This is a genomic window from Pseudoalteromonas sp. 19-MNA-CIBAN-0066 (genome assembly GCF_040308705.1).
In the GTDB taxonomy this organism is placed as follows: domain Bacteria; phylum Pseudomonadota; class Gammaproteobacteria; order Enterobacterales; family Alteromonadaceae; genus Pseudoalteromonas; species Pseudoalteromonas nigrifaciens.
Genome location: NZ_JBEONZ010000003.1, coordinates 1 through 24,243 on the forward strand (window position 1 = coordinate 1; position 24,243 = coordinate 24,243).

At 40.6% G+C, this 24,243-nt stretch carries 23 protein-coding genes and 1 tRNA gene; 15 read left to right on the forward strand and 9 right to left on the reverse strand.

Features of this window, described 5'->3' with window-relative positions; all coding sequences use genetic code 11:
* Positions 1 to 99: 99 nt before the first annotated feature.
* From AAEZ18_RS02785 to AAEZ18_RS02810, 6 genes are all read right to left on the reverse strand, one after another.
* Positions 100 to 1,455 (reverse strand): sodium-dependent transporter, encoded by a 1,356-nt coding sequence (locus tag AAEZ18_RS02785; RefSeq protein WP_011327552.1) that lies wholly within the window; start codon positions 1,453 to 1,455, stop codon positions 100 to 102.
* 199 nt (positions 1,456 to 1,654) lie between these two features.
* Positions 1,655 to 2,953: an ATP-binding protein gene (locus AAEZ18_RS02790; RefSeq protein ID WP_350593873.1), complete on the reverse strand. Its 1,299-nt coding sequence runs from the start codon at positions 2,951 to 2,953 to the stop codon at positions 1,655 to 1,657.
* A 6-nt stretch (positions 2,954 to 2,959) separates the two neighbouring features.
* A complete protein-coding gene (locus AAEZ18_RS02795; RefSeq protein WP_350593870.1) occupies positions 2,960 to 3,664 on the reverse strand; it encodes a response regulator in 705 nt (234 codons plus the stop codon).
* A gap of 12 nt (positions 3,665 to 3,676) precedes the next feature.
* Positions 3,677 to 4,063, reverse strand: a complete 387-nt coding sequence (locus AAEZ18_RS02800; RefSeq protein ID WP_041454364.1) for a DUF3019 domain-containing protein — start codon at positions 4,061 to 4,063, stop codon at positions 3,677 to 3,679.
* A complete protein-coding gene (locus AAEZ18_RS02805; protein ID WP_086993499.1) occupies positions 4,053 to 4,910 on the reverse strand; it encodes a MipA/OmpV family protein in 858 nt (285 codons plus the stop codon). The genes AAEZ18_RS02800 and AAEZ18_RS02805 overlap by 11 nt, the downstream gene beginning before the upstream one ends.
* A gap of 91 nt (positions 4,911 to 5,001) precedes the next feature.
* Entirely contained in the window at positions 5,002 to 5,820 is an 819-nt protein-coding gene (locus tag AAEZ18_RS02810) for a hypothetical protein (RefSeq protein ID WP_011327557.1), read from the reverse strand.
* A 114-nt stretch (positions 5,821 to 5,934) separates the two neighbouring features.
* On the opposite strand from AAEZ18_RS02810, the gene AAEZ18_RS02815 reads away from it, so the two are divergent.
* Positions 5,935 to 7,080 (forward strand): serine hydrolase domain-containing protein, encoded by a 1,146-nt coding sequence (locus AAEZ18_RS02815; RefSeq protein WP_350550241.1) that lies wholly within the window; start codon positions 5,935 to 5,937, stop codon positions 7,078 to 7,080.
* 5 nt (positions 7,081 to 7,085) lie between these two features.
* On the forward strand, positions 7,086 to 7,607 hold the full coding sequence (locus AAEZ18_RS02820) for a SixA phosphatase family protein (protein ID WP_350593868.1): 522 nt from the start codon (positions 7,086 to 7,088) through the stop codon (positions 7,605 to 7,607).
* Between the two features lie 76 nt (positions 7,608 to 7,683).
* Here AAEZ18_RS02820 and yhbY read toward each other — a convergent pair whose 3' ends face one another.
* Positions 7,684 to 7,980: a ribosome assembly RNA-binding protein YhbY gene (gene yhbY / locus AAEZ18_RS02825; protein WP_011327561.1), complete on the reverse strand. Its 297-nt coding sequence runs from the start codon at positions 7,978 to 7,980 to the stop codon at positions 7,684 to 7,686.
* Positions 7,981 to 8,068: 88 nt separating this feature from the next.
* Between yhbY and rlmE the strand changes: the two genes are divergently transcribed.
* The 8 genes from rlmE to AAEZ18_RS02865 all read left to right on the forward strand — a co-directional run bounded on the left by rlmE (position 8,069) and on the right by AAEZ18_RS02865 (position 15,384).
* Positions 8,069 to 8,698: a 23S rRNA (uridine(2552)-2'-O)-methyltransferase RlmE gene (gene rlmE, locus AAEZ18_RS02830; RefSeq protein ID WP_011327562.1), complete on the forward strand. Its 630-nt coding sequence runs from the start codon at positions 8,069 to 8,071 to the stop codon at positions 8,696 to 8,698.
* A gap of 57 nt (positions 8,699 to 8,755) precedes the next feature.
* The gene (gene ftsH / locus AAEZ18_RS02835) at positions 8,756 to 10,702 is read left to right on the forward strand and encodes an ATP-dependent zinc metalloprotease FtsH (RefSeq protein WP_172459236.1); all 1,947 of its coding nucleotides are present in this window, start codon (positions 8,756 to 8,758) and stop codon (positions 10,700 to 10,702) included.
* Positions 10,703 to 10,799: 97 nt separating this feature from the next.
* A complete protein-coding gene (folP, locus tag AAEZ18_RS02840; protein WP_089367902.1) occupies positions 10,800 to 11,645 on the forward strand; it encodes a dihydropteroate synthase in 846 nt (281 codons plus the stop codon).
* Positions 11,646 to 12,995, forward strand: coding sequence for a phosphoglucosamine mutase (glmM, locus tag AAEZ18_RS02845; protein WP_011327565.1), 1,350 nt, complete (start codon positions 11,646 to 11,648; stop codon positions 12,993 to 12,995).
* Positions 12,996 to 13,067: 72 nt separating this feature from the next.
* Positions 13,068 to 13,817: a triose-phosphate isomerase gene (tpiA, locus tag AAEZ18_RS02850; RefSeq protein ID WP_011327566.1), complete on the forward strand. Its 750-nt coding sequence runs from the start codon at positions 13,068 to 13,070 to the stop codon at positions 13,815 to 13,817.
* On the forward strand, positions 13,818 to 14,171 hold the full coding sequence (gene secG / locus AAEZ18_RS02855; protein WP_011327567.1) for a preprotein translocase subunit SecG: 354 nt from the start codon (positions 13,818 to 13,820) through the stop codon (positions 14,169 to 14,171). It begins immediately after the preceding gene.
* Between the two features lie 85 nt (positions 14,172 to 14,256).
* A tRNA-Leu gene (locus AAEZ18_RS02860) sits at positions 14,257 to 14,341 on the forward strand.
* 245 nt (positions 14,342 to 14,586) lie between these two features.
* On the forward strand, positions 14,587 to 15,384 hold the full coding sequence (locus tag AAEZ18_RS02865; RefSeq protein WP_350593865.1) for an SDR family NAD(P)-dependent oxidoreductase: 798 nt from the start codon (positions 14,587 to 14,589) through the stop codon (positions 15,382 to 15,384).
* Between the two features lie 230 nt (positions 15,385 to 15,614).
* Here AAEZ18_RS02865 and AAEZ18_RS02870 read toward each other — a convergent pair whose 3' ends face one another.
* Positions 15,615 to 17,672 (reverse strand): TonB-dependent receptor, encoded by a 2,058-nt coding sequence (locus AAEZ18_RS02870; protein WP_350593863.1) that lies wholly within the window; start codon positions 17,670 to 17,672, stop codon positions 15,615 to 15,617.
* Positions 17,618 to 17,959 carry a hypothetical protein gene (locus tag AAEZ18_RS02875; protein WP_350593862.1) on the reverse strand — a complete coding sequence of 114 codons (342 nt, stop codon included), beginning with the start codon at positions 17,957 to 17,959 and terminating at the stop codon, positions 17,618 to 17,620. Before AAEZ18_RS02875 ends, AAEZ18_RS02870 begins: the two co-directional genes overlap by 55 nt.
* A 528-nt stretch (positions 17,960 to 18,487) precedes the next feature.
* Here AAEZ18_RS02875 and AAEZ18_RS02880 point away from each other — a divergent pair.
* The 5 genes from AAEZ18_RS02880 (at position 18,488) to AAEZ18_RS02900 (ending at position 24,179) form a co-directional block, all read left to right on the forward strand.
* A complete protein-coding gene (locus AAEZ18_RS02880) occupies positions 18,488 to 19,708 on the forward strand; it encodes an acyl-CoA dehydrogenase family protein (RefSeq protein WP_011327570.1) in 1,221 nt (406 codons plus the stop codon).
* 14 nt (positions 19,709 to 19,722) lie between these two features.
* The gene (locus AAEZ18_RS02885; protein ID WP_089367905.1) at positions 19,723 to 20,793 is read left to right on the forward strand and encodes a ferredoxin--NADP reductase; all 1,071 of its coding nucleotides are present in this window, start codon (positions 19,723 to 19,725) and stop codon (positions 20,791 to 20,793) included.
* A 90-nt stretch (positions 20,794 to 20,883) separates the two neighbouring features.
* Positions 20,884 to 21,654, forward strand: a complete 771-nt coding sequence (locus tag AAEZ18_RS02890; RefSeq protein WP_352254943.1) for an SDR family NAD(P)-dependent oxidoreductase — start codon at positions 20,884 to 20,886, stop codon at positions 21,652 to 21,654.
* A gap of 9 nt (positions 21,655 to 21,663) precedes the next feature.
* The gene (locus AAEZ18_RS02895) at positions 21,664 to 22,731 is read left to right on the forward strand and encodes an alkene reductase (protein WP_350593857.1); all 1,068 of its coding nucleotides are present in this window, start codon (positions 21,664 to 21,666) and stop codon (positions 22,729 to 22,731) included.
* Between the two features lie 287 nt (positions 22,732 to 23,018).
* Complete coding sequence (locus tag AAEZ18_RS02900) at positions 23,019 to 24,179, forward strand: helix-turn-helix transcriptional regulator (RefSeq protein WP_011327574.1); 1,161 nt, start codon at positions 23,019 to 23,021, stop codon at positions 24,177 to 24,179.
* The last annotated feature ends 64 nt before the right edge of the window (positions 24,180 to 24,243 follow it).

Consider the following 24,243-nt stretch of genomic DNA (forward strand, 5'->3'; position numbering starts at 1 on the left):
GGTACAGGAGCCGTATACGAGGTCCGTACGTACGGTTCTGTGAGAGGGATGAGGCATAAGCCTCACCCTACTCGATGTTGTTAAGAGCAGAAACTAACTTTAGCTTAATAATGAATGTAAAAATACCAGGCCTATCGCCAGTGGGCATACAAACTTAGTGTACCAAGGCCATACTTTCCAAAATAAGGTATTGTGTACTTCAGGGTTACCTTCTTGAATGGCCTTTAGTAATGAGCCTCTTGACCAAATCCAGCCTACGTATATACAACACATAAGACCTAATAATGGCTGTGCCACTTTAGTGGTTAAGGTGATCACTAAGCCAAACAGTAACTCTAAGTTACACACTATCGTGATGCTCACTAGAGTGATTAATGCACCAATTACCCAAGTGGCCTGTAAGCGAGACATTGCAAAGCGTTCTACCGTATAAGATACCGGCGCTTCGAGCATTGAAATAGAGGAGGTGAGTGCTGCAATGCTCATTAGCGCAAAAAACGCAAAGCCAACAAATAACCCCATACCACCCATACCATCAAAAAGTGCAGGTAATACTTGAAATACTAATGTATCTTCAGAGAGGAGCTTTCCGGTAGTCGGTGAGAAAATCTCAATCCCTTGTGCTTGTGCTACATACATAGCAGGAATGATTAATAACCCTGCGACAAAAGCAATAAATACATCAATAAGCGTGACATAAGCACCTAACGAAACTAAGTTCTCTTTTTTACTAATATACGAGCCATAAATAATCATCACACTGGTACCTAGTGATAATGAAAAGAATGCTTGCCCTAGTGCACTAACTAACAAGTTAGCATCAAAAATAGATGAGAAATCAGGTACTAAATACGCCTTTAAGCCTTCAATAGCGCCATCTTGGGTCATTACATAAATAATTAACGCAAATAAAATGCTGAGCAAAGCAGGCATTAAACGTTTTGACCATTTTTCGATTCCGTTTTCAACGCCACGACTAATAATAGCAACGGTTAGTACAATAAAGATCATAGTGAAAATGATGTTTCTGCTAAGTGACTGTTCACCTAGCCAAGCAGATGCGGAGTTTGCGCCCACTAATGTTGTAATAGGTTCTACTGTTGCACTTAGCATCCAACCAGCAACAATGGCATAAAAGCTTAAAATAAAGCCAGCACATAAAATACCGCCAAAACCAACCGCAAAAGAAAAATGTTTTTGCCAAGGTTTATTAGATATTTTTCTAAGTGAAGAAACCGCATTTGCTTGGCCATGACGACCAATCATTAGCTCCGCCATTAAAGCAGGATAAGCCAAAAAGAATGCCAGTACTAAATACGCAATTAAAAATGCGGCACCACCATTACTTGCGGTTTGTGTAGGGAAACCCCAAATGTTACCTAAACCTACAGCAGATCCTGCGGCGGCCATTATAAAACCAAAGCGAGAGCTAAACTCGCCTCTTACTGCACTCATATTATTGTACTTCTCTATTTTGTGACGGCGCAGACAATCTACTGGAAATGTAAAAAAATAAAAAGTGCTAATTTGCTGATCTAGCACAATTACTTTATTAAACTCTGTGTTATGAACATAGATTTTAGTTTAGTAACTTAAAACTAAAAATTAACAGCTTGATATTGTTTAATAATTGTTAATTTACAGTGTGTAGCCTTTACTTTACACTAGGGTGTTGTTGAGCTATTTTCAGGGTAAAACAAGCTCCACCTAACTGCTTACTTTTGCCTGCATAAACACGGCCGTGATGCCAGTCAGCTACTTTTTCAACAATTGCTAATCCGAGGCCATAACTTTTATCAGCTCGATTGCGGTGATTGTTTTCGCGAAAAAAAGGGCTAAATACTTTGCTAAAGTTTTCAGCTGCTATGCCTGGGCCATCGTCCTCTACGGTAATAATAATATGTTGCTCATTGACAGTGGCACTTACATAAATATGTTGCAGGGCAAAGTCGCAGGCATTATTAATTAAATTAGTAACGGCTCTGGCAAGCCAATGTAAGTCGGCATAAATAACATCGTTACTGCTATTAAGATGCACACTGAGTTTGTGGGAGTCTAATTTAGGCGATAGCTGCGCTAAAATATCTTCAAAGTAGCTGCGCATATGGGTTGCAGAGTAGGTTAAGCGGTTGGCATTTTGTTCTAGCGTGGCAAAGGCTAGGTAGCTTTTTAGCATAGACTCCATATGGTCTAAGTCATTTTCCATGCGGGTTAAATATTGCTTCACTTTTGGCATGTCATTGCTATCTATTGCAGCATCTAAACCAAATCGCAGGCAAGCTATGGGGGTGCGAATGTCATGGGATAAACTCGAAGCCATTAGCTTATTTTCAGCAACCAGCTTTTCTATTTGACTCGCCATACGGTTAAAGGTGAGCTCTACATCTTTTATATACGTGAAATGAGAGACTTTGATACGAGTTTTAACATCACCCGATGCAAATTTTTTAGCTGCTTCATTTAACACGCTCAAGCGTTTGGCTAAGGGATAAATAATAAAGCCCATAAATACACACAGCCCAGCGTAAAATAATAAGGTTAGAATATTATCGTCGCGTTGCTCTGCTTCAAATGAGTTATCGAGGCGCATAGATAAATGATAAGGGCTTAATGCTTGGTTACTATAAAGCATATGAAAACCCTGTTCGCCCTCTAAAATTAACCCACCATGGGTTTGCATTTGCATAAGTAAGGCAGGGCTAAGCGCTAAAGTGTCGTTTAGCTTATAGGTAAGCGGCAGGCTAAAGTCGTTGGCTAACTTTGTAACATAATTACTGCGCTGTGCAGGGGGGAGAGTAGCAAGCTGTTTGCTAAACCCTGCAATCATTTTACTTTGCATGCTAAATTCGTCTAAAGGGGCGTGTGTATTTTGACTAAAAGCGTCAATAAGCCAGCCTAAAACAATAATCGAAAGCAGTGCGCTGCTAAGCAGTGCAATATAAAACTTTTTCATTTGTAGCTACCAAGCAGTGGCAACGAGTAAATAACCTCGTCCCCAAATTGTTTTAATTTTTTCAGGGTTTTGCGGATCGTCATTAAACTTTTTACGTAGCGCAGAAATAAGCACATCAACACTTCTATCAAGGCCGTCGTACTCGCGTCCTTTGGTTGCTTTAAACACCGCATCGCGTGATACAACTTGCCCTGCGTTACTGGCTAAGTAATGCAGCAATAAATACTCAGCGCTAGATATATTTATATCGATATCGTTAAGTTTAACGCTTCGCGACTCACTATTAATGCTCAAAGCCCCTACATTAATAATACTATGCTGTTTATGAGATTGGCTGCTTTGGGTGGTGAGCCTAAGGGCTGACTTTATTCTTGCTAGTAATGCACGAGGGCGTACCGGTTTCATTATGTAGTCACTGGCACCTACCTCTAAGCCAATCACTTCATCCATTTCGTCATCACGAGCTGTTAGCATAATAATAGGAGCTTGATAAAAGCTACGTAGCTCGCGACAAATGCTTATGCCGTCTAACCCAGGAAGCATAATATCAAGTAGTATTAACTGCGGTTTCAAGGTTTTAACTTGGCCAACAACTTCATCACCGCGATGACAAACATGTACACAATAGCCTTGTTCTGTTAAATATTCAGCCACCCATTGTGCCAAAGAAATATCATCTTCAACGAGTAAAATAGTACCGTAATTATCCATGAGACTTCCTTATTAAAACAATCGCCAACGGCGTTTTTTCTGCCTGTTTTGATAAACCCACTGTAACTTTACTTCAGTGGTGGCTATGACTTTTGCAGTATTACTATCAAATAATTCAAATGATAAGCTCTGCTCAGAGTCAAATGCATAATTAAAAACGCCGTGTTGCTGCTTAAGCCAACATTGCATAATATATTTTGAGGTAGCGTCTCGTAAGCAGTAGTTACCTATTGTGGGCTGCTGCCATGATAAAACCACTTCAGTATAACAGTGGCGGCCTTCACGTAGTGCCACGCAGGTATTAGGTATTGCACTAAGTGCGGTTACCTCTTGGGGCACCTCGGCGAGTAAACTGCCAGGGTAAGCTAATAGTAAATAACACCAGCGTCTAAAATACATAACGCACGCCTAGCTTGGCTTTGTGTTGGTACCCTTGAGAAATAATAGGGCTGTCGTCAATTTCTTTAGAAAATAAAGTCGTTAACCAGCCGGCTAAAAACACCCAGTCTTGGTTAAGCGGGTACTCAGCATGAAACTCAAGCATAATGCTGCTGCTGGCATTGGTTTTATAGGCAGGACGCAGCAAGGTAACTTCACTTTGCTCAATACCAAAATAATAGTTAGTAAAGTCAGCAGAGTAGGCACTAAAGCCTATGCCTGAGCGAAACTCCCAGTTACGCCAAGGTTGTATTTTGCTAAAAAAAGAATTAAATACCCAGCCATTGTGGGCGTTAGAAATGTCATGCAAAAATTCAATAGAAACCTGTGAGCCATCAAATCTGTGGGTAAATCTAAGGCCTGTATTAAAGTCATACTTACGCTTTTTAATGCCGCGTAATTCCTCAACCACACCATTGTTATAAAACCCCAAGCCTTTTTGACCAAACCCAGCTTGGGCGTTAGCACCGATTATATCGAGCTCCCAATTATATTTGTTAATTAGACTGTAGCCTATAACAAGGCCGCCGCTGAGTTGGTTATGGTCATAATCGAGATAAAAATTATCAAAAGAAACCGCAAGGCTGAGATCTAATTCAATACCATCGTCATAGGAGTCCATGCCGATAAGGTAAGAGTCTTCAATATAATAACCAGTACCGGCGCTCCAGTCCCATGCAAAGCCTTGAATAGGCTCTAAGGTGTTATCAGCATAATAGCGGTTACTGGCAGTACTATGGGCACTAAATACACAGGCAAATAATAAGCAGGTGTAACATAAAAAATAGCTAAGTATTGAGTGCTTCATCCTTGGAACCTAAATAAGTAATTGTTATAAAGCGTAGTATATTGTTAAACGTTCCTTTAAACCTGTAAAAAATGTAGTGTTTAACTTACGCTTATATCACTTTAATTTTGTCGATTAATATACTGCTTAAATAAAACTGCATCATTGGTGCTAAAGCACTTATTTCTGTGCGAGTACACGGGCCTTGCACTTTAGTCAGTGTGCTAAGCTTGCTCATTGTATTATATTTAGGAATAGTTACCTTTGTATTTGCTTCGGCGCGTGCTAAACGTGCTTGTTCGGTATTTTGCTGGTGGACAAAGGCGACTACTTCAAGTTCATTAGTGATTTTTTGCTCTTCGGTAAAGCTATAGATCAGTGATTCACGATGAAAGCTAGTGCTATCTAAAGATGATTTTGCAAACCAAACAACATCACCAGAGGCTTTATGCGTTAAGCGCATGCTAACTTGCGCTAAAATAGTTGCACACTGCTGGGTTGGAAATTGCTGTGCAACTTTAGAGTATAGAGCATAAGGTTGTTTGGGCTGATTTAACGTGTATTTACTATCATCGGTAAACGACAGATCAACTTGATGAATAGCAAGTGTGTAATCACTATCGTTTTTAGTAGTTACTTTTAGTTGTTTGTCATTGAGCGCTTGGCTTATTTGCGCCAGTAAAGTGTCGGTTACACTTACTCTGTCGGTAACAATTTTAACCGTTTGGTTTTTCATTACTTTATGAGCTGGTAATTGCACTGACTTTACTTTAGGCGAGGTGTGTTGTGCCTCATACTCCAGTTGGTATGTCTGACTTTTTAACATTGGCTTTAAGGGCATTGCCAATGGCTCAGCAGGCTGATTTGTTGTTGTGGTTATAGCGCAACCCGATGAAAATAATATAAAAAGTGGTACAACTAAAAAACGCATAAATACTTCACACTCAGTAAAAGGCCAATAATCAACATATTGTACGTTAGTCTTGACAAAAGTTCATGATATTATATGCATAGAAGCAATTAAAAAAAGAAAAAACAGCCACCGATGAAGTACCTTAATTACTCGATTTATTACCTGCTCGCCTTTTGTATTTTAATAACCCACTCAGAGGTTGCTGCAAATGTAGATCCAGATTGGCCTGCATTTGTAAAAAAATATGGGCGTTACGCACAAAAAAAGCTTAAACGAAAAGGTATACCTGGCGCGGCTTTATCGATTGTTAATATGCAGTCGAGTGATTATATCCATACCATGGGCTTTACCAAAGTGGGTAGCTCTCAAAGGGTTAATCAACATACACGTTTTAGATTAGCATCGGTGTCTAAAACCTTTGCAGGATCGTTAGCTGCTAAGCTTGCAAGTGAAGGGGAGATAGATTTATACCAGCCTATTAGCGACTATATTCCTGAATTTGCTAACACCGACTACAAAGATAATTTAAAGGTTTATCATATTTTAAGTCACTCTAGTGGCCTAGTTCCCAACGCCTACGATAACCTAATTGAATCACGAATGAGTTATCCAGATATTATTGAAAAGCTACTTACGGTAGCGCCCATATGCGATCCTGGGCAGTGTTATGGCTATCAAAATGTGATGTTTAGTTTAATTGACGATGTAATTTTAAGGAGTACTCATAAAAGTTACTCTCAGTGGCTAAATGACGCTATTTTTACGCCCTTAAAAATGCATGACACTAGTTTAGGCTACGACGCTATGGTGCAAGATAAAAACTACGCATTTCCACATGTAAGAGGGAAAAAACGTTGGTATAGCGCTAAGCTGAAAAAAAATTATTATAAAGTAGCCCCCGCTGCAGGCATAAATGCCAGTGCTGCCGATATGGCAATATGGTTAAAGGCGCAATTAGGTCAGTACCCAAATGTATTATCGCTCGATGCATTAGCGGTACAAACACGTCCCTATACGCATACCAAAAAAGAGCAATACCGACGAGTATGGAAAGGTCATCTTAGTGAGGCTTTTTATGGGCTAGGTTGGCGAGTATATAACTACGATGATGAAACCCTTTATTACCATAGTGGTTGGGTGCAAGGCTATCGCACCGATTTAGTGGTTTTTCCTCATTTAAATGTGGGTTTTAGCTTAATAATAAATGCCGAAACTGGGGTGATAAATGAACTTACAACAGAGTTTATAAATAGAGTGCTTAAATATAAGCGAGGCTAAAAATCATGATTAAAGATAAAAGGCTTTTAATCTTGGCGCTACTGGTTATGGTGTTTAATAGCCAATTTGTATTTGCCGCCCCAGATAAGATTTATTTATTTCGCCACAGTGAAAAACAAGCCGGTAAAAACCCGTCGCTTACAGTGCTTGGCGCACAACGTGCACAGTATTTGGTACAGTTAATAAAACAACATAAAAACGTGCAGCTATTTAGCAGCAATTATAAGCGTACATTACAAACAGCAGCGCCAATGGCTGCTTACTTAAGCACTACAGTAAAAATGTATGATGCAGCTGATTTAGCTTCACTTGAAAGTAAACTACTAAAATTACAGGGTGTTGTAACTGTTGTAGGACACAGTAATACCACGCCTGAACTTACGGCACTGCTTTCAAAAGGTACGGTGAGTGCTATGTCTGAAGATGAGTTTTCGCGCTATTACATACTAGATAAAATACGCGATAAAGCCCCAAAAGATGCACCACAATATAGGGTCAGTGAACTCACTATGGATTTTAATCATTAATTTAAAAGTGACAGATAATAAAAAACCAGCGGGTGCTGGTTTTTTTATATTACCGGGTAAATCCTACAAGTAGTGTTTAGCCACGCGGTAATTTAATTTTTTTCTCTTCACTTTGGCGGTAAAGCACAATAGTGTGACCAATTGATTGTAATTTAGTTGCACCAGTTTCACGCACAATTGCTTCAAAAATGAGCGCTTTAGTTTCGCGATCATCAGTTGGAACCTTCACTTTAATTAATTCGTGAATTTCTAATGCGCTTTGAATTTCTACTACTACGCCTTCGGTTAAACCGTTAGAACCTAGTAAAACTACAGGCTTGAGGCTATGTGCCTGACCTTTTAAAAACTGCTTTTGTTTGTTTGATAATGTCATGTTTATACAAATTTTGCTGAATATGGCTTGAATTAAGGGTATTCTACCGCCATCTAAAGAATATTACTAATTAGTTGCGTGTTAATTTATGACAAATAAAAAACAGTCAGCCAGTTCACAGCGATGGCTGAAAGAACATTTTGATGATAAATATGTTCAAGAGGCGCAAAAAAAAGGTTGGCGTTCTCGAGCTGTTTTTAAATTAGATGAGGTCCAAAGTAGAGACAAGTTACTCCGCCCAGCAATGACTGTTGTTGATTTAGGGGCTGCACCGGGTAGTTGGTCACAATACTTGGCAGAAAAAGTAGGAGATAAAGGACAAGTTATAGCGTGCGATATCCTCCCTATGGATTCATTAGCGGGTGTTGACTTTTTACAAGGCGACTTTCGTGAAGAAGCAGTGTTAAGTGCATTGTTAAAACGTATTGATGGCAAAAATGTTGATGTGGTACTCTCTGACATGGCACCAAATATGAGTGGTAACAATTCAGTTGATCAAGCTGGTAGCATGTATTTGGTCGAGCTTGCACTGGATATGTGTAATCAAGTATTAAAGAAAAATGGTGCATTTATTGTTAAAGTATTCCAAGGTGAAGGCTTTGATCAGTTCTTGCAAGATGTACGTAATAGTTTTAAAACAGTGAAGATACGTAAACCAGATGCCTCGCGCGCCCGTTCACGGGAAGTATATATAGTAGCGACTGGATATAAACTGTAGTACAGTTGTTGGGCGTTTAGTTGAATTTAAATTAATTGGATACAAGAGGTTAACCCCTTGAGCGATATGGCAAAAAATCTAATACTCTGGCTGGTTATTGCAGTTGTGCTGATGTCAGTATTTCAGAGCTTTAATGGCGGCGATCAAGTAGATCGTCAAACAAGTTATAGTCAATTTGTTAAAGATGCCCGCAGTGGCTCTATACAAGAAGTGGCAATTGAAAGTACCAGTGGCACAATTACAGGTACTAAAACCAGTGGCGAACGTTTTCAAACGATTATGCCTATTTACGACAAAGACATTTTAAATGATTTGTTAAAAAGTAACGTCAATGTGAAAGGGGTTAAACCTGAAGAGCAGTCATTTTTAGCAAGTATATTTATTTCTTGGTTCCCAATGATACTGCTTATTGGTGTGTGGATATTTTTCATGCGTCAAATGCAAGGCGGTGGCGGTAAAGGCGCAATGTCGTTTGGTAAGAGCAAAGCGCGCTTAATGAGCGAAGATCAAATTAAAACCACTTTCGCCGATGTTGCTGGCTGTGATGAAGCAAAAGAAGATGTATCAGAATTGGTAGATTTTTTACGCGACCCATCAAAATTCCAAAAATTAGGTGGCAGCATTCCTAAAGGCGTGTTGATGGTTGGTCCTCCTGGTACAGGTAAAACGTTACTTGCTAAAGCCGTTGCTGGTGAAGCAAAAGTGCCGTTCTTTACTATTTCTGGTTCGGACTTTGTTGAAATGTTTGTTGGTGTGGGCGCATCTCGCGTACGAGATATGTTCGAGCAAGCTAAAAAAGCATCACCCTGTATTATCTTTATTGATGAAATAGATGCTGTAGGTCGTAAACGTGGTGCTGGTATGGGCGGCGGTAACGACGAACGTGAGCAAACGCTAAACCAAATGCTAGTAGAAATGGATGGTTTTGGTGGTAACGAAGGTATTATCGTTATTGCTGCAACTAACCGCCCAGACGTATTAGATCCAGCCTTACTTCGTCCGGGTCGTTTTGACCGCCAAGTTGAAGTTGGCTTACCTGATATTCGTGGTCGTGAGCAAATACTTAAAGTACATATGCGTAAAGTGCCATTAGGCGACAACGTTGAAGCAGCTTTAATTGCACGCGGTACACCGGGTTTTTCAGGTGCTGATTTAGCAAACCTAGTAAACGAAGCTGCACTCTATGCGGCACGCGGTAATAAACGTGTTGTTAGTATGGCTGAGTTTGACGCTGCTAAAGATAAAATCATGATGGGCGCTGAGCGCAAAACCATGGTGATGAGCGAGCAAGAAAAAGCCATGACAGCGTACCACGAAGCTGGCCATGCTATTGTTGGTCGTATGGTGCCAGAGCATGATCCTGTTTATAAAGTATCTATAATTCCACGTGGCCGTGCGCTAGGTGTAACTATGTACTTGCCTGAACAAGACCGTGTAAGCCATTCGAAAGAATTGCTAGAGTCGATGATCTCAAGCCTGTATGGCGGACGTATCGCAGAAGCACTTATTTATGGTGCAGATAAAGTAACCACAGGTGCTAGTAACGATATTGAACGTGCGAGTGATATTGCCCGTAAAATGGTAACGCACTGGGGTTTAAGTGAAAAACTTGGACCACTACTTTACGCAGAAGATCAAAACGATATGTACATGGGCGGTGGCCGCTCTATGAGTATATCGGACGAAACAGCTAAAATTATCGATAGCGAAGTACGCTTATTATCAGATCGTAACTATCAGCGAGCAGAAGCGATATTAAAAGAAAATATCGATATTCTACACGCAATGAAAGATGCGCTGATGAAGTACGAAACGATTGATGCTAAGCAAATTGATGATTTAATGGCGCGCCAAGAAGTTCGTGAACCACGCGATGCGCATGACCGCCATGAAAAAAAGCCAGTTAAAGAAGATGTTTCAGCAGAAAAATTAGTTGATGAAGATCAAAAACCAACTGATGAAGCTAAAAAAGATGAAACAAACCTTGATGACAAAGCTGAATAATCGTTAAAATAGCTAAACTAAAAGCCCCGAACCTCGGGGCTTTTTTGTATCAAACGTATAAAATAAACTTCAGCTAATTCAAACAAAAAAGGTCATCATGAATAATTTACTAAACTTGCCTCGCAAACGTACACTAAGTTTGGCAAATCCAGTAATTATGGGAATACTTAATGTTACTCCCGATTCATTTTCAGATGGCGGGAAGTTTATAGACCCTGATATTGCGCTGCAGCGTGCGCTGCAATTGTTAGACGACGGGGCGCAAATTATAGATATTGGCGGAGAGTCGACTCGCCCAGGTGCTCCTGATGTGAGCCTTGAGGATGAATTAGCACGTGTAATACCAGCGATTAAAGCAATTCGTGAAAACAGTGATTGCGTTATATCTATTGATACCAGCAAAGCACAAGTAATGCACCAAGCTATTTTAGCTGGGGCCGATATTGTTAATGACGTACGTGCATTACAAGAAAGCGATGCACTGAACGTAGTGGCGCAGTTTCCTGATGTTGCGGTGTGTTTAATGCATATGCAAGGCCAACCTCGCAGCATGCAGGCAGCGCCGCACTATGATGATTTATTTGCAGATATAAAACAGTTTTTTAGTCAGCGTATTGCTGCGTGTAAAACAGCGGGGATTAAGCAAACACAACTTATTCTTGATCCTGGCTTTGGTTTTGGTAAAACACTCAGTCACAATTACCAACTACTGGCGCAGTTTAATGACTTTAATCAGTTTGGTTTACCGTTGTTAGCGGGATTATCGCGTAAGTCGATGATTGGCAACTTATTAAATAGAAATACAAATGAGCGATTGGCCGGCAGTTTAGCGGGCGCATTAATCGCAGCACAAAATGGTGCGCATATTATTCGTGTACACGACGTAAAAGAAACCGCAGATGTACTTAACGTACTACAAGCCTGCAAACAAGGAGTACTTTAAATGAAAGAAAGAAAATATTTTGGCACCGATGGTGTACGCGGGCTCGTGGGTGAGCATCCTATAAATCCTGAGTTTGCAATGAAACTAGGTTGGGCTGCGGGCCGTGTCCTATCAGAAAACGGCACTAAAAAAGTGATGATAGGTAAAGATACCCGCATTTCAGGCTATATGTTAGAAACCGCATTACAAGCAGGGTTAATTGCAGCAGGAATTGATGTTGTATTACTGGGCCCTATGCCAACCCCTGCGATTGCTTATTTAGCACAAACATTTAGAGCCGAAGCCGGCATAGTGATTAGTGCATCGCACAACCCGTATTACGATAACGGCATAAAGTTTTTTAACTGTCGCGGTTTAAAGCTTGATGACAAAGTAGAGCTTGAAATTGAAGCCATGCTTGATGAACCAATGACTTGTGTTGAGTCTGATAAACTAGGTAAAGCGAGTCGCTTAACTAGCGCTGATGGTCGTTATATCGAATTTTGTAAAAGCCAATTTCCACAAAGCTTGTCGCTTGAAGGATTAAAAATTGTACTCGATTGTGCCAATGGCGCAACTTACCATATTGCACCATCAGTTATGCGCGAACTAGGTGCAAATATAATCACGCATGCGTGTGAGCCCAATGGTGTAAATATTAACCATGAATGCGGCGCTACTCACGTAGATACCCTAAAACGTAAAGTGCTTGAACATAATGCAGATGTGGGCATTGCCTATGATGGCGATGGCGACCGTGTAATGATGGTTGATCATAATGGTCGTGTGTTTGATGGTGATGACTTAGTGTATATTATTGCCTGCCAAGCAGCGCAAGATGATAATTTAGGTGGTGGTGTTGTTGGCACTGTTATGTCAAACATGGGCCTTGAAAATGCATTGAAAGCCAAAGGTATTGAATTTGCACGCAGTAAAGTAGGCGACCGTTATGTAATGGAATTGCTACAACAAAAAGGCTGGACTATTGGCGGCGAAAGCTCGGGCCATGTATTAAACCTTGATTTAATTAGCACCGGCGATGGCATTATTTCAAGCTTGCAAGTACTAGCTGCTATGGTTGCGCAAAATAAAACATTACAAGACTTAGGTACTGGTTTTACTAAGTACCCAATGAAAATGATTAACGTACGTTACACCCCAGGTACAGATCCGACAAAAGCGCCTGCAGTATTAGCTGCAGTAGCAGAGGTTGAGCAAACTTTAGGTGAAAAGGGGCGTGTGTTACTACGTAAATCAGGCACTGAACCTGTTGTACGTGTTATGGTTGAGGCCGAACAAGAGAAGTTAGTAATCGACAGCGCAGAAAAAATAGCCGCGGTTGTTGAATCTATGAGCAAACAAACTGATTGATAACAATAACCTCTTGTAACTTTGGGCGAGTCGAGTTAATATCTCGACCGCTTTCTCATGTGGAGTGGAAAAATGGCAGCACGCAAGGCGATGGTCGCAGGCAATTGGAAAATGAATGGCTCTTTAGAGCTGGTTAAACAAATGTCTGATGCTATTAACAATGTTAAATCAAACGAGATAGACATTGTTTTATTTCCTCCGTTTCCGTTAGTGTCAGCAATGATAGCCAGCGGTGTTTCAACGGGAACTCAAACTGTGTCAGAAAATACCCCCGGTGCATTTACCGGTGAAGTTGATGCACAACTTATTAAAGAGTTGGGCGCCCAATATGTATTAGTAGGTCACTCAGAGCGCCGTAGTATATACAAAGAAAGCAATGATGTCGTAGCTGCAAAATTTGCTCGCGCACAACAAGTTGGTTTAACGCCAATTTTATGTGTTGGAGAGAGCGAAAGTGAGCAAGAAAACGGTAAAACAGAACAAATAGTTGCTGCACAAATTGATGCAGTAATTGAAAAATTAGGTGTAGCAGCACTCAAAGATTCTGTGATAGCATATGAACCCGTTTGGGCCATAGGCACAGGTAAGACTGCATCGCCAGAACAGGCACAAAGCGTTCATAAATTTATCCGTGACAAAATCGCTTCATTAAACAGCGATTTAGCACAAGGGCTAACCATCTTATATGGTGGTAGCGTTAACGAAAAAAATAGCGAATTATTATTTGCACAAACAGATATAGACGGCGGCCTAATTGGTGGCGCAAGTTTAAAAGCAGATTCATTTACTGCTATCTGCAACAGTGCAAAAGGGACCGTATAAATGTACGAAATTTTACTAGTAGTTTATTTAGTTGTAGCTTTAGCGCTTGTTGGAATGGTTTTAATCCAGCAAGGTAAAGGTGCCGATATGGGTTCTTCATTTGGCGCGGGTGCTTCGTCAACTGTTTTCGGATCATCAGGTGCAGGTAACTTTATGACTAAAACAACGACAGTTTTAGCTTCTGTGTTTTTTATATTAAGCATAGTACTGGGCAACCTTACTGCAAGTCATATTAAAAAGACTGATGAATGGGAAAACCTTGAAGCAGCACCAGCTTTAGAAACAGTTATTCCTGTTGAAGAAGATGTGCCAGTTACATCTTCGAAAGAGCAACGCTCTGACGTACCAAATTAATTTAGCGTAAAAGCTAAAACGTTAAACGATTTATACTCCTCAAATAAATCATAAAGTTTAACACCTAAGCGCAAGCTTAAAAAATGCGGATGTGGTGGAATTGGTAGACACGCCACCTTGAGGGGGTGGTGCTTTAGGGCATGGGGGTTCAAGTCCCCCCATCCGCACCAAATTTAAAACCCAGTAACTAACGTTGCTGGGTTTTTTGCTTTTAGCTAACGTTAACCTTTATTACCACAAAATCTCCTCACAAAATCACTTATTTAATCTAACAACAGATGCTTTTAGAACACACATTATTACTTGTGTAATCAGTTATGTAGCATTTTCATATAACAATAAAATCCTTGGTCCATTTAAACTATGCCGCAATGCTAAATTGATGCTAAGTTAAATAAAAAATAGGAGATAATTTGTGTCAAAAGTAGCGTTTATTTCAGGTGCAAGTAGAGGTATTGGTCGTGCAACAGCCATCGCATTTGCAAAAGCAGGCTATCGAGTAGCAATAACAGCTCGTGAATTAGATAGCGAGGTAGCACAGCAAAGTACGCAAGGGAGTTTAAAACAAACAGCCCAAATGATGGATCAATTAGGTTGTGAGGTCATTGCGCTAAAAATGGATTTACTTGATTTTAACTCCGTTGCTAGTGCTCTAAAGCAGGTGTTTGAACACTTTGGTAAAATTGACGTGGTTGTTAATAATGCTATTTATCAGGGGGCTGGCCTTAATGCTTCTTTACTAGATATAACGCAGCAAACGCTTGAAAAAGTTGCTAGAGGTTACATAGGCGCGCCAGTGCAAATAGCACAAGCTGTTTTACCAAGTATGTTAGCGCAACAAAGCGGTTGTATAATAAATATAACCTCGGGAGCGGGTGAAAAAGATCCGCCTATTCCTGCATCTAAAGGGGGCTGGGGTTATGCATACGGTGCAGGTAAGGCTGCAGTGTCGCGACTGTCGGGTATTATTTGCCGTGAACATGGTCATCAAGGTATTCGCGCTTTTACAGTAAACCCAGGAGTTGTTAACACTGAAACGCTAAGAGCGACTATTGGCGATCAGGGTATTAAAGGCTTGCAGCAGGCTGTAGCCGAACCGGATGAAATAGGTAATGTATTGTTATGGATTGCAGATAACTCTGCAGCAGATGAGCTGCAGTACAGTACCATCTCCGCACAAAAGTTAGCGCGCGAGTTAAACCTACCTAAATAATCGAACCTCATATAATCTTGCTGCTTTGTGCTAGGTCAATTAAGCGCAATTACAGCAAGGTTATAATTAATATAACTTTATATCCTACCTACCAAATTATGCGTATTAACCCTATCTCAACGATCATTACTGTGCAAATACAGCTGTATTCGTAGCAACAATAGCAGCACAAATAAAAAGGCCTTAATAAATATTAAGGCCCTTTTTCACTATAATAATTATTTAATTCACTAAAAGATAAATGTCATATCAACGCCATAGCTAGCAGGAGCACCGTAGGTTTGAGTATCAAAGAAGTTCATATTTGTGCCATGCAACAAATAATCTTCATCAGTAATATTTCGACCAAAGGCAGATATTTTAATACTGGAATTATCGCCCACTTTAATATCAGATAAAGTTAAACGTGCGTTAAGTAAACTGTAAGAATCTGCAACTAAACGTGGGTCAATAAGCGTGTACTGAAATTCATCATTCATAGTGTAATCTGCATGCAGGCTTAAGTTACCAAAATTAAACTCTGCTAGAGTCCAACTCATTGCTAATGAGGCTGTATAGCGATTGAGATCAGAAAAGTCCTCATCTGTATATTCAGTATCTCTATATCCATAGCTTGCAGAAAATAGTAAGTTATCAGTTGCAGAAAATTTAGCATCAAATTCCACGCCTAGACTTTTAGATTCACCTGAATTTAGCGAGCGACGTATGCCGTTTACATAAGATGTTACCTGTAAATTTGTATTATCATTATAAAAGACAGCAGTATTAAGCATAATTCTATCATCTAAGAACATTGCTTTTGCACCCACTTCATAAGCTAGGGTATCTTCAGGATCTGCTGGGGTTAATACACCTTCAAAATTTGCTTGTCCTGTACTTAAATAAGCAAAACGGTCAACAGCTCCTGGATTATATGTTCCCGCTGCGTAGCCTTGGGCTAATTTACCATAAACGGTTAGATTTTGATCAACTACATAATTCACAATTAGCGAGCCAACTGTTTTGCTCCACTCTTTTGTCGCAGATAAGTCTTTACTTAGCATGGCGTCATGTTCAGCCACATTCGTTATCGATTTTTTATCTTTAGTATGACGCAACCCTAAAGTCACATTGAGTGAGTCGGTTACATGGTAATTAACTTGTGAAAATAAAGCTTGTGCTTCAGATTCAATATTATAGAACACGCCAAATGGTAATGCGCCAGTAAATAGTGCATTTAACCTCCCACCCGTTGGTGTTGGAATTTGTATCGTCATATCCCAAGGGTTATACTCATCACCTTCTTCTGTAAAGTAATAATACCCTGCTACATACTCAAGTTTTCCATCCATGAAGTCGCCAAGAAACTGAAATTCTTGAGAACTTTGATCTTGGCTTTTGTAGTTAGTAAAGTGAAAAGCGGGTGTTGAAACCATGTTTCCTGTTGGTTGGAACGTAGCATCAAGTTCTGCACCAAAGTATGCGCCACCATCTAAATCAGATTCTGCTAAATTAGAAGAGTAGTCACGATACGATGTAATAGATTTAAAACTGTGGCGGTCTGCATAATCCCATTCAAATGATAGGTTGTGACCAGATATCTCGACATACTCTCTGCCATGGTTGTCTAATTCAAACTCTGTTTGTCGGCCCCCTTTAAATTCGTTAGCGGCCATTTGAGCATATACGTTACCCGCATAAAATGTACCGGTCGCCATATTCATAGTAGGGATACTTGGGTCGATGATATTTGGTCGTACGTTACTAATTTGTACCGGTATTGCTACTGAGCTGCCATCTGTTTTGTCGTAGCTGTAATCCACAGAGAAATCGCTACCTATATACCGTAATGCAATTCGATAAGCTTCTATATCTTTAGCACCTAAATTTTTTTCTTTAGCACCGACATAGGTATTTTTAGCCCAACCGTCTTCTTCGCTAGTCATATACGTTAATTTAGCGGTAAAGTCATTAAATGAGCCAGTATCGACAGAAGTAGTAGAGCTGAATAAACCGTCAGAACCAAATGTCAGCTTTTGCTTGAATTCAAAGTCATCTGATGGCTTTTTGGTGACCATGTTAATAGCGCCGCCTGTGGTATTTTTACCCCATAAAGTACCTTGTGGGCCACGTAATACTTCCATTCGCTCTAAATCAACAATACTAAAGATAGCCCCTGAGTTACGCGCTAAATAAACGCCATCAAGATAAATCCCAACTTTTGGATCTACCGCTAATGAAGGTTCATTAGTACCTAAGCCACGAATATTAACACCCACATTAAAAGGGCTGCCAATAGGAACGACCACATGGTATTTGGTACCATACTACTGATATCGCTAATATCTTCTATGCCTTGGTTTTCTAATGCTTCAGCATTAAATGCAGTAATTGCAATAGGTGTTTCTTGTAATGTGCTAATGCGTTTTTGGGCAGTAACTGATATACGCTCAATGCCTTTGCCCTTTGCCGTTGTATTGTCTACTTCGGTTTGTTCTTGCGCTGCAAATACCTGACCAGATACAGCGCATGCAATAGCAAACGCTAACGGTTTTATAGTGAGATTTGATGCAAACCTATTGTCATTTAAATTCATTACACTTCCTCGATGATTTTTTATATTTATTTCAGCGATAGGCATTCACTAACTACTGCAACCCTCATTGAGTAAAGCTTATCAAAGAGGAAATGCCTAACCGCTATTTTGTTGTACTTTTTTTACACTGCGGTTTGAAAGTAGCGATAAGTGATCTGTTGAGCATCACGCATTTGGACTATGTGTAAATAAGAGGTAAACAAACTGCTGCTTTGGTGTTGTTTTATAAGCGTTATATAAGTTAGTGCCCGTTGCCGTATTTGTTCACTTCAGTTTTACACCCATATTTCAACCCCCCTCCTTTGGTTAAGTCATTGAATTTAAAGTGATATCACTGAGTTGGGAAATATTGTTCTTTATTATGTGAGTTGCTTAATAGCGCTGTTAATTATTGCATGGAATGAGAAGTTTTTTTGCTTAGTCCATATTGACGATGAGAGATAGTGGCTAGTGTGAAAATCTGGTGTTAAGCAAGTTGGTGAGTTTAACCAGTGCAATTGCGCGCTAATTCTATGAAGGATAACAACCATGAGTGTTCCATATAAAATTGATATTACAGGTATCTCAGATGATTTTCTTACACCAGAAGCTAATCGTCTCATCGCAGCGGCAGAGAAGTTGGTTCCTAACTTACTTGAGCGCGCCCAAGCTGCAGAAACTGCTGGTAAAGTACCTGATGAAACAATAAAAGAAATGATTGCAGCAGGTTTGTTCCGTGTTTTACAACCTAAACGCTGGGGCGGATATGAGCTTGACCCTAGAGTATTTTATATTATTCAAATGACGCTAGCGCAAGGTTGTATGTCTACCGCTTGGATTTATGGTGTTATTGGCGTACATAACTGGCAAATTGGCTTGTTTGATGAAAGGGCACAAATAGAAGTACTTGCTGAAAACCCAGAGATATTGATTGCTTCTACTTATATGCCAGTGGGCAAAGTAGAAAAAGTGGAAGGTGGTTTTAACTTTTCAGGCCGTTGGGGTTTTTCAAGCGGTGTAGAGCACTGTGAATGGATATTTTTAGGTGGCTTAGTGCCTAAATCACCAGGCAGTAAAGAGCTTGAACATAGAACATTCTTATTACCTAAATCTGATTTTAAAGTGGTAAAAAACTGGGATGTACTTGGACTACGCGCTTCTGGTAGTCACGATATTGTGGTTGAAGGGGCATTTGTTCCTGAGTATCGCACCCACCAAACTAATGACTACAGCGACGCAGCTTGTAAAGGGCGCGCGATTAATGATAACTGGTTATACCGTATCCCATTTGTGCAGATATTTCAGCGTGCTGTATCTACCGCGTGTATTGGTGCACTGGATGGTGCTGTTACTGAATTTCGTCATCGCTGCGCTGAACATGTGGGTAAACACGGTGGTAAAACTGCAGAAGACGTGAATGCGCAAATGGCAGTAACCGAAGCAATAATGACCAGCGATCAGTTGAAGTTGGTGTTGTTTCGTAATTTTGCAGAAGTGGTAAAGCATACTCAAAATGGCGAAATGATGCCAGTTAATGACCGTTTACTACAGCGCGCGCAATCAGCAGCTGTGCCTAAACAGTGTAGTGAAAGAATTAACGAGATTATGCGCGCTTGTGCAGCGTCGGGAACTTATAAAGGTAATCCGATTGAGCGAATTTTTCGCGATATAAATCAGTCTCGTGGTCATATTGCTAACAATACAGATACTTACATGCGTGCACATGGCACTGTAATGCTAGGTTTACCTAACTCAGATCCTTTTGTATAAGCTAGGGAGTCGCTATGTCTCGTTATCATAATTTAACTATTGCTGAAGTAATACAAGAAACCGCTGATGCGAACTCTATTGTATTTGACGTACCAGCATCGTTAACCGAGCAATTTGACTATCAGCCGGGTCAATTTTTGACCCTTAAACTCCCTTATGAAGGGGCGTTTTTGATGCGTTGTTACTCTATGTCGAGCACGCCAAGCCAAGATACAGGATTACGTGTCACGGTTAAGCGTGTAGCAGACGGGCGAGGTTCAAACTGGATTTGCGATAATCTTAAAGCGGGTAGCAACATAGAAGTGATGCAACCTGCTGGGCTGTTTGTGCCAAAAGATTTAGCGGAAGATCATTTGTTATGTGCAGGGGGCAGTGGTGTTACTCCTGTGCTGTCTATTTTGCGACATGTGTTAATTAATGGCACCGGAAAGGTGCGGGTTATATACGCTAATCGCGATGAAGCCTCGGTTATATTTCAGCAAACATTTAAGGCATTATCGGCGCAGTACCCAGAGCGTCTTGAAGTGATTCATTTATTAGATTCGTTACAAGGCATTCCTTCATTATCACTGTTAACTTCGTTAGCCGATGGTATGCAACAAGGACGTGCTTTTATTTGTGGCCCTGGGCCATTTATGGATGCAATGGAATTGGCCGTTAAAGCCGCTAAATTTCCTGCTAGTCGTATCCATATTGAACGCTTTTCTAGTGCAGTGCCAAAAATCACAACAAAACCGGTACCAGCCAATTCATTAAAAACACCGATTCAAGACAATATCGCAGAACTTGTTGTTGATGAAGCAAATATGCCAGCGGCAACAATACAGCTTGAACTTGATGGCGAACATTATGTTATTGCTTGTGAGAGCGGACAAACCGTGCTTGATGCAGCTGAAAAAATAGGTATTGAATTACCCTACTCTTGTCGCGAGGGCATGTGTGCCTCGTGTATGTGTGAAGTGGTGTCAGGGCAAGTAAAACTTAATAATAATGATGTGCTCGATGAAAAAGATTTAGCAAACAACTTAACGCTAAGTTGCCAAGCAGTGCCTTTAACCAGTGAGCTTAAGCTCAAATATACCTAACACTTAATATTAATATCAGTAACGCAACGCGTTATCACTCATTCACTCAGTGCAACATTGTTTGCACGTTTCCGATATAAGGAATTTCTCATGCAATCTCGTTTTAAAGATAAAGTCGCTTTCGTAACAGGTGGTGGCAGCGGAATTGGTGCAGCTACTGCACAGCGACTTGCACAAGAGGGCGCCACAGTAATTATTTGTGGTCGCAATAAAGCACCATTAGACGAAGTAGTAGCGACTATTCGCCAGCAAGGCGGTAACGCTCATGCAGTACAAGCCGATGTAAGCAACGAGCAAGCATTTGTTACAGCACTTGAGCAAACGGCGGAGCAATATGGCAGCCTCGATATTTTAGTTAATAATGCCATGGCCTTTACGTATGGGGCAATTGAAGATATGAGCACCGAACAGTGGCATAGCAACTTTACAACCTCGGTCGATGGTACATTTTGGGGCACCCGAACGGCAATGCAATTAATGAAAGAAAAAGGCGGTGCTATTGTTAATATTTCATCTATTTGTGGTGAATTAGGTACGCCGATGATGGCCGGATATAGCGCCTCTAAAGCGGCGGTAGTTAATTTTTCACGTGCGGCTGCGGCAGAAGGTGCAGCGCATAACATTCGCGTTAATGTGGTAGTACCCGCAGTAGTAGAAACCCCGGCTACGGCAGGTATGTTAAGTGACGAGGGTATGCTAAATAATACCAACAGGCTTATTCCTATGGGTCGTGTTGGCCGCGCCGATGAGTTAGCCAGTGCAATTGTCTTTTTAGCCAGCGATGACGCATCTTATATAACAGGGGCTTCTTTACCTGTTGATGGTGGCCGCGCAGCAGTATTGGTAACCGCTTTAGATTAAGGACATTGTATGACCACAAATAACCCACTATTAACCCCATGCAAATTGGGTGATATAGAAATAGCAAACCGAGTAATAATGGCGCCAATGACGCGTAATCGCGCTGATGCAGATGGTACACCTAATAGCATAATGCGTGACTATTATACACAGCGAGCAAGTGCTGGGCTGATTGTAGCTGAAGGCTCGTGGCCTGTTGTTACAGGGCAAGCGTACAATCGCCAACCGGGAATAGAAACGCCAAAGCAAATTCAAGCATGGCGCGAGGTAACCGATGCAGTACATCAGGCGGGCGGTAAAATAGTGCTGCAAATTATGCATGCAGGGCGTATTGGCTCGCACCATATTAAAGGTAGTGATGTAGCTACTGTTGCTCCTTCAGCGATAAAAGCTCGTGGCGAAGTGTATACCGACAGTGCGGGTATGCAGCCATTTGATATGCCTGAGGCCTTAACTACAGAGCAAGTGTGGCAAGTAATAGATGAGCATCGCCAAGCTGCCGAAAATGCAAAAGAAGCTGGTTTTGATGGTGTTGAACTGCATTGCACCAGTGGCTACTTACCTATGCAATTTTTGTGTTCTGATTCAAACCAACGCAACGACGAGTTTGGTGGTAGCGCTCAAGCACGCGCTAAATTTGCTAGTGAATGTATACGAGCTATGGCGACGGTATTTGGCGCAGGGCGAGTTGGTTTGCGGATGAATCCGGGAAACCGCTTTAACGATACCAAAGATGAAAACCCAGCAGAAAGTCATTTGGCCTTGCTGCATGCGGTGGCCGATTTAGATCTTGCTTATTTGCATATTATGCGTGCGCCGACAGCCGATATCGACGCCTTTAAAATGGGCAGAGAAGCATTTAAAGGCGCTCTGATCATTAATGATGGCTTTGATGGCGAGTCTGCTGCTGAGGCGGTTACTTCAAACCAAGCAGAAGCGGTTTCATTTGCTCGTCACTATGTTGCTAACCCTGATTTAGTAACTCGTTTTGCAGCGCAATTACCGCTGGCAAAGTTTAAACGTGAAACACTTTATACCCCAGGTGCGGCAGGCTACACCGATTATCCAAACGCATAATAAAGTACTGTTATTGAGTGTTGCAACATAATATGTGCTGCAACACTCAATAGCTTCATTTCATCATTTGTCATAGTTTTCATACAATAAACTTAATCGTTAAAATAGATTAATATTACTTTAATTAGACTAAATGATAATCAAAGAGTCACTTGCAAACCTTGCTAATAACGGTGATAGTGGAGTAAGTGAAATATTAAATAGCAGTATAAATTAATAATATAGCATGCTTATTTTTTTGTTTTATTTTCAAGTTTTAATCAAAAAAAATAACTATAGGTTGAAAAATGGCACAATTAGATATAAGTCTCGATGCATATAATGAATTAATAAATGCATTATACGAAGCGTCGGCAGATACCAGTTCTTCAAGTTGGAATATCCCTCTTAAGCTAATCCAAAGCATACTTCAAGCAAACTATGTCACCTTAATATTAAAAGTTCCCGAGGAAGACGATTTAGGATTAATGATCGCAGTAGGTGAAGGTTTAGAAGAAGGGGACACCGTTCAGCATTTACCCTATCAATATAAATTAACCCCTTTTGCTGATCAACCACTTGATACAGTGTTAACTGTTGCGGATTTTATGGATGAAAACGAATGGAAAAATTCATCATATAGAGAACACTGGTGCGAAAAAAATAACATTTACCATGTACTCACTGCCGATATTAGTACTCCTAATGTTGGTCATTTAAGGTTTAGGGTTACGCGAACCGATGCACAAGAAGATTTTTCTCAAGCTGATAAAGCGTTTGTAGAGTTACTTATCCCGCATTTTAGACGCGCAATTACTACCTTTTTACAACTCAATAGTAGTGCCTCTTTAGGCTCGTTATATTCTCGTGCTATTGGTCGTTTGTCTATTGCTACTATTACTATTGATGAGCATGGCAAAGTACTCGATAAAAACGTATTTGCTAGCCATATACTCGACGCCGAAGACGGGCTTAAAATAATTGGTGGTAAACTAACCGCGCAAGATAACAGTGATAATCGCGAGTTGAAACGCTTAATTAAAGCAACGTTTGCTAATGCTGATGGCAAGCAAACTATGCCAGAGGCAATGTCGATTACTCGTCCATCAGGCGAAATAGCTCTTGGTGTAGTAATTGAAGTTATTCCCTCATTAGGTTGGGCTGAAGGTAAAGGGCAAAACAAGGCCGTAATTTACATTCGCGATGCGGTAGGTAAATCGACCACCAGTATTGAAATATCGAAAAAGCTATTTGGTTTAACGCCGGCAGAAACTGCGCTATCACTGCAGTTAACTAATGGTTTATCGTTAGAAGAAGCTGCTGAAGAGCTAAATATTCGCCGTAACACAGCGCGTGCTCACTTACGTTCTATATTTTCTAAAACCGGTGTACGCAGGCAAACAGAGTTAGTTAGATTGTTTTTAAATAGTGTCGCTGCGCTGGGCTACGACGACAGAAATAGCTTGTAAACTTTATTACAAACGATTCCTGTCTTAACTTAAAGTAAAAACGAGTCGGCAAAAAAAAGCCAGC

Coding starts and splice junctions, on each gene's coding strand:
- AAEZ18_RS02785 (WP_011327552.1), bottom strand. CDS start 1,455: ATGAGTGCAGTAAGAGGCGAGTTTAGCTCTCGCTTTGGTTTTATAATG.
- AAEZ18_RS02790 (WP_350593873.1), bottom strand. CDS start 2,953: ATGAAAAAGTTTTATATTGCACTGCTTAGCAGCGCACTGCTTTCGATT.
- AAEZ18_RS02795 (WP_350593870.1), bottom strand. CDS start 3,664: ATGGATAATTACGGTACTATTTTACTCGTTGAAGATGATATTTCTTTG.
- AAEZ18_RS02800 (WP_041454364.1), bottom strand. CDS start 4,063: ATGTATTTTAGACGCTGGTGTTATTTACTATTAGCTTACCCTGGCAGT.
- AAEZ18_RS02805 (WP_086993499.1), bottom strand. CDS start 4,910: ATGAAGCACTCAATACTTAGCTATTTTTTATGTTACACCTGCTTATTA.
- AAEZ18_RS02810 (WP_011327557.1), bottom strand. CDS start 5,820: ATGCGTTTTTTAGTTGTACCACTTTTTATATTATTTTCATCGGGTTGC.
- AAEZ18_RS02815 (WP_350550241.1), top strand. CDS start 5,935: ATGAAGTACCTTAATTACTCGATTTATTACCTGCTCGCCTTTTGTATT.
- AAEZ18_RS02820 (WP_350593868.1), top strand. CDS start 7,086: ATGATTAAAGATAAAAGGCTTTTAATCTTGGCGCTACTGGTTATGGTG.
- yhbY (WP_011327561.1), bottom strand. CDS start 7,980: ATGACATTATCAAACAAACAAAAGCAGTTTTTAAAAGGTCAGGCACAT.
- rlmE (WP_011327562.1), top strand. CDS start 8,069: ATGACAAATAAAAAACAGTCAGCCAGTTCACAGCGATGGCTGAAAGAA.
- folP (WP_089367902.1), top strand. CDS start 10,800: ATGAATAATTTACTAAACTTGCCTCGCAAACGTACACTAAGTTTGGCA.
- glmM (WP_011327565.1), top strand. CDS start 11,646: ATGAAAGAAAGAAAATATTTTGGCACCGATGGTGTACGCGGGCTCGTG.
- tpiA (WP_011327566.1), top strand. CDS start 13,068: ATGGCAGCACGCAAGGCGATGGTCGCAGGCAATTGGAAAATGAATGGC.
- secG (WP_011327567.1), top strand. CDS start 13,818: ATGTACGAAATTTTACTAGTAGTTTATTTAGTTGTAGCTTTAGCGCTT.
- AAEZ18_RS02875 (WP_350593862.1), bottom strand. CDS start 17,959: ATGAATTTAAATGACAATAGGTTTGCATCAAATCTCACTATAAAACCG.
- AAEZ18_RS02880 (WP_011327570.1), top strand. CDS start 18,488: ATGAGTGTTCCATATAAAATTGATATTACAGGTATCTCAGATGATTTT.
- AAEZ18_RS02885 (WP_089367905.1), top strand. CDS start 19,723: ATGTCTCGTTATCATAATTTAACTATTGCTGAAGTAATACAAGAAACC.
- AAEZ18_RS02890 (WP_352254943.1), top strand. CDS start 20,884: ATGCAATCTCGTTTTAAAGATAAAGTCGCTTTCGTAACAGGTGGTGGC.
- AAEZ18_RS02895 (WP_350593857.1), top strand. CDS start 21,664: ATGACCACAAATAACCCACTATTAACCCCATGCAAATTGGGTGATATA.
- AAEZ18_RS02900 (WP_011327574.1), top strand. CDS start 23,019: ATGGCACAATTAGATATAAGTCTCGATGCATATAATGAATTAATAAAT.